The sequence below is a fragment of the Actinomycetospora succinea genome, from assembly GCF_004363095.1.
Classification (GTDB): domain Bacteria; phylum Actinomycetota; class Actinomycetes; order Mycobacteriales; family Pseudonocardiaceae; genus Actinomycetospora; species Actinomycetospora succinea.
In genome coordinates this window covers 221,212-229,007 of sequence record NZ_SNYO01000010.1, presented here as the reverse complement: position 1 = coordinate 229,007, position 7,796 = coordinate 221,212, and the positions used below count along the sequence as shown (strand labels likewise).

Annotated in this window: 6 protein-coding genes; 4 read left to right on the top strand and 2 right to left on the bottom strand. The window is 72.5% G+C overall.

Annotated elements, in window-relative coordinates:
• Positions 1–113: 113 nt before the first annotated feature.
• On the top strand, positions 114–803 hold the full coding sequence (locus EV188_RS26375; protein ID WP_133829292.1) for a hypothetical protein: 690 nt from the start codon (positions 114–116) through the stop codon (positions 801–803).
• Between the two features lie 4 nt (positions 804–807).
• Here EV188_RS26375 and EV188_RS26370 read toward each other — a convergent pair whose 3' ends face one another.
• Complete coding sequence (locus tag EV188_RS26370; protein WP_133829291.1) at positions 808–1,590, bottom strand: helical backbone metal receptor; 783 nt, start codon at positions 1,588–1,590, stop codon at positions 808–810.
• 85 nt (positions 1,591–1,675) lie between these two features.
• On the opposite strand from EV188_RS26370, the gene EV188_RS26365 reads away from it, so the two are divergent.
• Complete coding sequence (locus EV188_RS26365; protein WP_133829290.1) at positions 1,676–3,025, top strand: wax ester/triacylglycerol synthase domain-containing protein; 1,350 nt, start codon at positions 1,676–1,678, stop codon at positions 3,023–3,025.
• Positions 3,026–3,065: 40 nt separating this feature from the next.
• Here EV188_RS26365 and icmF read toward each other — a convergent pair whose 3' ends face one another.
• Positions 3,066–6,299 (bottom strand): fused isobutyryl-CoA mutase/GTPase IcmF, encoded by a 3,234-nt coding sequence (gene icmF / locus EV188_RS26360; protein ID WP_133829289.1) that lies wholly within the window; start codon positions 6,297–6,299, stop codon positions 3,066–3,068.
• A gap of 185 nt (positions 6,300–6,484) precedes the next feature.
• On the opposite strand from icmF, the gene EV188_RS26355 reads away from it, so the two are divergent.
• On the top strand, positions 6,485–7,243 hold the full coding sequence (locus EV188_RS26355; protein WP_133829288.1) for a proprotein convertase P-domain-containing protein: 759 nt from the start codon (positions 6,485–6,487) through the stop codon (positions 7,241–7,243).
• A gap of 316 nt (positions 7,244–7,559) precedes the next feature.
• Positions 7,560–7,715 (top strand): hypothetical protein, encoded by a 156-nt coding sequence (locus tag EV188_RS31970; RefSeq protein ID WP_166660086.1) that lies wholly within the window; start codon positions 7,560–7,562, stop codon positions 7,713–7,715.
• Positions 7,716–7,796: the final 81 nt, after the last annotated feature.

The window sequence follows — 7,796 nt, the reverse complement described above, 5'->3', positions numbered from 1 at the left end:
CAACCATCTGGGATCCGGTTCGGACAGTGCTCACCGGCCGGCGGCTCGGACACCGGAGTCTGGACCACGACCACGCCGGTGTAGCCCCATTAGGTGCGGGTAGCCCCGCGCCCATGGACGACACGCTGCGTGAAGACCAGAAGCTGACCGCCCGCGCCGTCCTCGCCCGCGAGGGCCGCGGGTTCGCCGAGGAGATCGGGCTGGGGCGCACCAACAACCCCGCGAGCCTCTTCGGTCTGTTGGTGGCCGCGTTCGTCGTCGCCCCGCGCGGCGAGAGCGGCGCCGCGGCCCGCGCCGCCCACGAAGTGACCAACCGCTGGCACACGGCGACCGACCTCGCCGCGGCGAGCGAGCAGGACGTCGCCAAGGAGCTCGGCGCCGCGGTCGAGGGCAGCGAGAGGGGGGACCGCGGCGACGACGACGACAGCGCCTCCACCGCCGCGGCGACGCTGGTCGCGCTCGCGTCCTCGCTCGCGGCCACGTGGGACGGCGACCTGCGCACGCTGCGCGACGAGGCCGGGCAGGACCCCGCCCGCGAGCGCGCGCTGCTGACCGACCTGCCCGGCGTGGACGACGGCGTCGCCGACGTGTTCTTCCGCGAGGTGCAGGCGCTCTGGGACGAGGTCTCGCCGTTCGCCGACGCCCGGGCCCTGCGTGCCGCCGCGGCCCTCGGGCTGGGGGAGTGCCCCGAGGACCTCGCCCGCTACGGCGACCAGCCCGAGAAGATCGGCCGCCTCGCCGGCGCGCTCGCACGCATCGACGTCGAGGGCTCCCACGACGAGGTGCGGGCGGCCTCGGCGTAGGACCTCAGCGCGCCGCCGCCCGCTCCTCCGCGGCCGCGAGGGCCCCGGGCAGCACGCGGGCGGCGTCGAGCAGGCTGGGGCCGTACCAGGTGAGCAGGCGCCCGCTGACCAGCGCGGACGGGGCGTCGAACGCCTCGGGCCCGTCGTCGGCGGTGAACCGGTAGGGCTCGTCGGGGAGCACGACGAGGTCGTGGGCGGGCAGGTCGGCGGGATCGAACCGCGGGTAGCGCTCGGGCGAGTCGTCGAGCACGTTGTCCACCCCGAGCCGGGCCAGGACGGCGCCGGTGAAGGTGTCGGACCCGACGGCCATCCACGGCTTGCGCCAGATCGGCACCACGGCGCGGCGCGGGGCGTCGGGCAGCGGGAGCGCGTCCCAGGCCGCCCGCGCGCCGTCGATCCATGCCGGACGCTCCAGGCCGCAGGCGGCGAGCATCCGCTCCAGCGAGCGCAGCGCCCCGTCGACGGTGCGGATGTCGGTGACGTACACCGCGAGCCCCGCGTCGCGCAGCTTCTCGAGCTCCTCGGGCTTGTTCTCCTCGGCGTTGGCCAGGACGAGGTCCGGGCGCAGCGCAACGATCGTCTCGATGTCGGGGTTCTTGGTCCCGCGGACGCGGGTGACCCCGTGCTCGTCGAGGTCGTCCGGATGGGTGCACCAGTCCGTCGCGCCCACCAGCAGCCCGGGCTCGGTGACCCCGACGGCCTCGGTGAGCGACGGGACGAGGCTGACCACCCGGCTGACGGTCGCGGGGAGCGTGACGCGGCGGCCCTCGTCGTCGACGACGTTCATGCCCCCAGGGTGCCGCAGGAAGCGTCGGAATGGTGTCCGATACCGTCGGTACCGCCATCACACCGTGAGCGGAGGCACACGAACAGTGGATCGTTGGGCGTCGGGCATCGACACCGCGTGGCTGCAGCTCGAGCAGCCGACCAACCGGATGGTGGTGCACGGGATCCTCTTCTGCGAGGGCCCGGTCGACATCACGGTGCTGCGCGAGCGCGTCCGGGACCGCTGGGTCGCGGCGTACCCCGGGCTGCGGCAGCGCCCGACGTGGCCGGTCGGGCGGCTCGGTCCGGCGCGGTGGGTCGACGCCCCGCCCGATCTCGACGAGCACGTCCGCGCCGTCGAGCTCGCGGCGCCGGGCGACGACGCCGCGCTCGCCCGCCACGTCGGCGCCGTGATGTCGCAGCCGCTGCCCGCCGACCGGCCGTGGTGGTCGCTGCACCTCGTCTCGGGCTACGAGGGCGGTGCGGCGCTCTTGGTGAACATCCACCACGGCCTCGCCGACGGGGTCGCGCTGAACCACCTCTTCCACGTCCTGTCCGACGACCCGGCGGCGGAGGGCACTCCGGCCGCGTACGCCGAGGCGCCGCGCCGGCCGCGGCGGGCGCACGACTGGCGCCTGCTGCACCGGGAGGTGCGCGACCGCGTCGCGACGCTGCGGGACAAGGTGCGCGCGGCGGGCAGCGACGAGGGTGCCGCGGAGCTGCGCGCCACCGGTCGCGCCGTGCGGACGTCGACGGCGATGCTGGCGCGCCCGCCGCAGGACGCGCCGTCGTCGCTGCTGGGCGAGCCGGGCACGGCCAAGTCGGCGCGCTGGACGTCGGTGGTGCCCCTGGAGACGGTGAAGGCCGCCGGCAAGCCGTACGGCGCCAGCGTCAACGACGTCCTGTGCGCCGCGATCGCCGGGGCGCTGCGCTCGTTCGCGGGTGACGAGCTCCCGCGCCTGCGCGCCGTGATGCCGATCAACATGCGCCCGCTCGACCGCCCGATCTCCGACGAGCTCGGCAACGAGGTGGGCCTCGTGCTCCCGCCGCTGCCCACCGACGAGGCCGACCCCGGGCGGCGGGTCGAGCGCGTGCACGCGGCGATGGAGACGATCAAGCGCACGAACCAGGGGCTCGCGACCTTCGCCGGCATCGCCGGGTCGGGCCACGGCCGCCCGGCCTGGACCCGCGCACTCGTGGCCCGCTACGCGACGACGTCCTCGGTGATCATCTCGAACGTGCCGGGGCCCGTCGCGCCGCTGCGGATCGCCGGCACCCGCGTCCGCGACGCCCTGTTCTGGGTGCCCTGCTCGGGCCACCTCGCGCTCGGCGTCTCGATCCTGAGCTACGCCGGGCGCGTGCGCCTCGGGGTGCGCGCGGACACCGGCATCCTCGGCGGCGAGGACGGCGTCGACCGCTTCGTCGCGGCGCTCGACGAGCAGCTCGCCGCCATGTGAGCGAAATTCCCGGCTATAGCCGGGAATTTCGCTCACGTACCTACATCGAGCGGCGGTACTGCCCGCCGACCTCGAAGAACGCGTCGGTGAGCTGGCCGAGGGTGCACACGCGGGCCGCGACCATGAGCTCGTCGAAGACGTTCTCGCCCGACGTCGCCGCGTCCTGCAGCCGGCGCAGGGCCTCGGGCGCCGTGTTGGCGTGGCGCGACTGGAAGTCGGCGACGCGCTCGAGCTGGCCCTTCTTCTCCTCCTCGGTGCCGCGCGCGAGCTCGAGCTCGTGCCCCTCCTGCTCGGCGTCCTCGGGCGGCAGGAAGGTGTTGACGCCGACGAGGGGCAGCGAGCCGTCGTGCTTGCGCGACTCGTAGAGCATCGACTCGTCCTGGATCTTGCCGCGCTGGTAACCGGTCTCCATCGCCCCGAGGACGCCGCCGCGCTCGGCGATCGAGTCGAACTCCTTGAGCACGGCCTCCTCGACGAGGTCGGTGAGCTCGTCGATGACGAAGGAGCCCTGCAGCGGGTTCTCGTTCATCGAGAGGCCCCACTCGCGGTTGATGATCAGCTGGATCGCCAGCGCGCGGCGCACCGACTCCTGCGACGGCGTGGTCACGGCCTCGTCGTAGGCGTTGGTGTGCAGGGAGTTCGCGTTGTCGTAGAGCGCGCAGAGCGCCTGGAGCGTCGTGCGGATGTCGTTGAAGTTCATCTCCTGCGCGTGCAGGGAACGGCCCGACGTCTGCACGTGGTACTTCAGCTTCTGGCTGCGCTCGTTCGCGCCGTAGCGCTCGCGCATCGCGACCGACCAGATCCGGCGGGCCACGCGGCCGATCACGGAGTACTCGGCGTCCATGCCGTTGGAGAAGAAGAACGACAGGTTGGGCGCGAAGTCGTCGATGTCCATCCCGCGCGCGAGGTAGGACTCGACGTAGGTGAACCCGTTGGCCAGCGTGAACGCGAGCTGGCTGATGGGGTTCGCCCCGGCCTCGGCGATGTGGTAGCCGGAGATCGACACCGAGTAGAAGTTGCGGACCTTGTGGCGGATGAACCACTCCTGGATGTCCGCCATCATCCGCAGCGAGAACTCGGTGGAGAAGATGCAGGTGTTCTGGCCCTGGTCCTCCTTGAGGATGTCGGCCTGCACCGTGCCGCGGACGTTCTGGTACGCGTGCTCGGCGAGCTCGGCGCGCTCGGACTCGCTCGGCTCGCGTCCCTTCTCCTCGGTGAACGCGTCCACCTGCTGGTCGACGGCGGTGTTGAGGAAGTAGGCGAGGATCGCCGGCGCCGGGCCGTTGATGGTCATCGACACCGACGTCGTCGGCGAGCTCAGGTCGAAGCCCGAGTACAGGACCTTCATGTCGTCGAGCGACGCGATCGACACCCCGGAGGTGCCGACCTTGCCGTAGACGTCGGGCGGGGTCGCCGGGTCGTGGCCGTAGAGGGTCACCGAGTCGAACGCGGTCGAGAGGCGCTTGGCCGGCGAGTCCTCGGAGAGGTAGTGGAACCGTCGGTTGGTGCGGAACGCGTCGCCCTCGCCGGCGAACATGCGCGCCGGGTCCTCGCCCTCGCGCTTGAACGAGAACACCCCGGCCGTGAACGGGAAGTGCCCGGGCAGGTTCTCCTTGCGCAGGAAGCGCAGGACCTCCTCGTCGGCGGTGAACGGCGGCAGCGAGACCCGGTTGACCTTGTTCCCCGAGAGCGTCTCGCGGGTGAGCTGGGTGCGCAGCTCCTTGTCGCGCACGTGGACGACCATCTCGTCGCCCGCGTAGTCCTCGACGGTCTGCGGCCAGGCGTCGAGCAGCGCCGCGGCCTCGCCGGGCAGGTCGCGCTCGGCCTCGGCGAGCACGGCGGGCAGCTCGCCGGCCTCGCGATCGCCGAGGGCCTCGCTGGCGGTGCGCAGGGCCGCGCGACGGCGGGCCGCAGTCACCATCGAGGACGTCTCGTCGTGGTAGCCGCGCACGGTGCCGGCGATGTCGGCGAGGTAGCGGGCGCGTTCCGGCGGGATCGAGGCGGCGAAGTCGGTGGAGACCTTGGAGTCCGGGATCGTGAGCCGGCCCTCGCCGATCGTCAGCCCGTGCTCGCCGAGCATCGTGCGCAGGTAGCCGTAGAGCGCGGTGACGCCGTCGTCGTGGAACGTCGCGGCGCTGGTGCCGAAGACCGGCATGTCCTCCCACGACGAGGAGAACGCGTCGCGGTTGCGGACGAGCTGGCGGGACACGTCGCGGCGGGCGTCGTCGGCGCCGCGGCGCTCGAACTTGTTGATCGCGACGGCGTCGGCGAAGTCCAGCATGTCGATCTTCTCGAGCTGCGACGCGGCGCCGAACTCGGGCGTCATGACGTAGAGCGAGGAGTCGACGAAGTCGACGATCCCAGCGTCACCCTGGCCGATGCCCGGGGTCTCGACGATCACCAGGTCGGCGCCCGACGCGCGCAGCAGCAGGATCGCGTCGCCGAGGTTCTCGGGCAGCGTGCCCCCGCCGCCGCGCGAGGCCATCGAGCGGAAGTAGACCTGCGCCCCGCCGAGCGAGTTCATGCGGATGCGGTCGCCGAGCAGCGCCCCGCCGCCCTTGCGCCGCGTCGGGTCGACGGCGAGGACCGCGATCCGGAGCTTGTCCTCCTGGTCGAGGCGGAAGCGGCGCACGAGCTCGTCGGTGAGCGACGACTTGCCCGAGCCGCCGGTGCCCGTGATGCCGAGGACCGGCACGTTCTTGCCCTCGACGGTCGTGCGGGCGCGCTCGCGGACCTCGTCGGGCAGCCCGCCCGCCTCGGCGACCGAGAGCGCGCGGGCGAGCGTCGCGGGCTCGCCGGTGAAGACCCCGTCCCAGCTCGACGGCGGCTCGGCGCCGAGGTCGACGTCGCAGGCCCTGATCATCGTGTTGATCATCCCGGGCAGGCCCATGCGCTGGCCGTCGGTCGGGGAGAAGATGTGCGCGACGCCGTGGGCGTGCAGCTGGTCGATCTCGTCCTGGACGATGACGCCGCCACCGCCGCCGTAGACCTTGACGTGCCCGGCACCGCGCTCGCGGAGCAGGTCGACGAGGTACGAGAAGTACTCGACGTGCCCGCCCTGGTAGGAGCTGATCGCGACGCCCTGGGCGTCCTCCTGGATCGCGGCCGTGACCACCTCGTCCACGGACCGGTTGTGGCCCAGGTGGACGACCTCCGCCCCCTGGCGCTGGAGGATCCGCCGCATGATGTTGATCGCCGCGTCGTGCCCGTCGAAGAGGCTCGCCGCGGTGACGAAGCGGATCGGGTGGGTCGGGACGTACAGCTCGTCCGTCATGCTTCCTCGCAGTCCAGGTCGGTGCTCGGCAAATAGTAGGACGTCAAAGCTTTTCGGGCCAGCGACGCACATCACTCACCGAGCGAAGTCGTCATTGAGCTGAACGAGTGAACGGGAGGCGGTTCAGCTCCGCTCTTGATTACTGTGCGTCGAGACCATCGCCGCTCGTCCCCCCGGAGCACCTCATGAGCACCGTCGTCCCGCCGTCCCCTTTCGCTGCCGGTGACGGCGAGCAGTCGTCGCAGCCGACCGCGGTCGTCAGTCAGGTGCCGGCGTCGGCCCAGCCCACCGCGTACGCGCCGACGTTCGATCCGACCGCGTACGGGGGCGCACCACCGGCGTCCGGGCAGCCGGGGTACGGACAGCCCAGCTACGACCAGCCGTGGGGCGCGTACCCCACCCCGCCCGGTCAGCCCCCGACCGGCGCGTACCCGGGCGCCGGCTACGGCCCGCCCCCGCCGGCGCCCCGCAAGCGAGGCTGGATCGGCTGGCTGGTCGGCGGCGTCGCGCTCGTCCTCGTCGCGGGCATCGTCGGGACCGTGCTGCTGCTCTCCGGCGGCAGCACGCTGATCGGGGTGTCGGCGAACAGCGCCGCGATCCCCGACGCCGACCCGGCCGGCGTCACCGACACGATCGCGCTCGACGGCTCCGGGCAGGTGCAGAACGTCCACGTCGAGGCGTCGATCGCCCACCCCTTCACCTGCGACCTGACGGTCACGCTGATCTCGCCGCAGGGCACCCCGGTGACGCTCGCGGACCCGCAGGACTGCAGCCGCGCGAACCCGGGCCTGCAGCTGAACCTCGACAGCACCACCCCGGGCAGCCCGCTCGCCCCGCTCGTCGGGCAACAGGCCGGCGGCGAGTGGCGCCTGCAGGTCGTCGACGGCGTCGGCATCGACCAGGGGCAGCTCACCGGGTGGGGCCTGACGGTCCAGACGGACTAGGCGCGCTGGGCCGGTCGCGCGCCGGCGCGAAGAACGAACGGCGCTTTCGCTGCTTCCGAGGCAGCGAGAGCGCCGTTCGTTCGTCCGGGGGGCTCCGGGCAGAGGCCGCGCGGGCGGGTTCACACCACCGGACCCGGACGATCACCGATCGGGTCGGCGCGTCTCGGCGATTCTCACGAAGGAACGGTTTCGGCGAGGTCGGTGTGCGCCGAATGCGTGAGCAAGGAATGGTCCGAATGCCGGGGTTCTCGCCCGACGGCGCCGGGTATCAGGCTGACCCCGCCCCGAGGGGCCCTTCGTACCCAGGAGTCAGCAAGTGATCATTCTCGGCGTCATTCTCATCATCATCGGTGCCGTCACCGGCATCTCGATCCTCTACACGATCGGCGCCATCCTCGCGGTCGTCGGCCTCATCCTGACGATCCTGGGCGCCGTCGGCCGTGGCGTGGGTGGCCGCAAGACCTACTTCTAGGCCCACCGCGCTCGCAGGAGCACGAGAACGGCCCACGGCCCGTCCCCGGCGAGGGGGACGGGCCGTTCTGTCTTTCCCTGC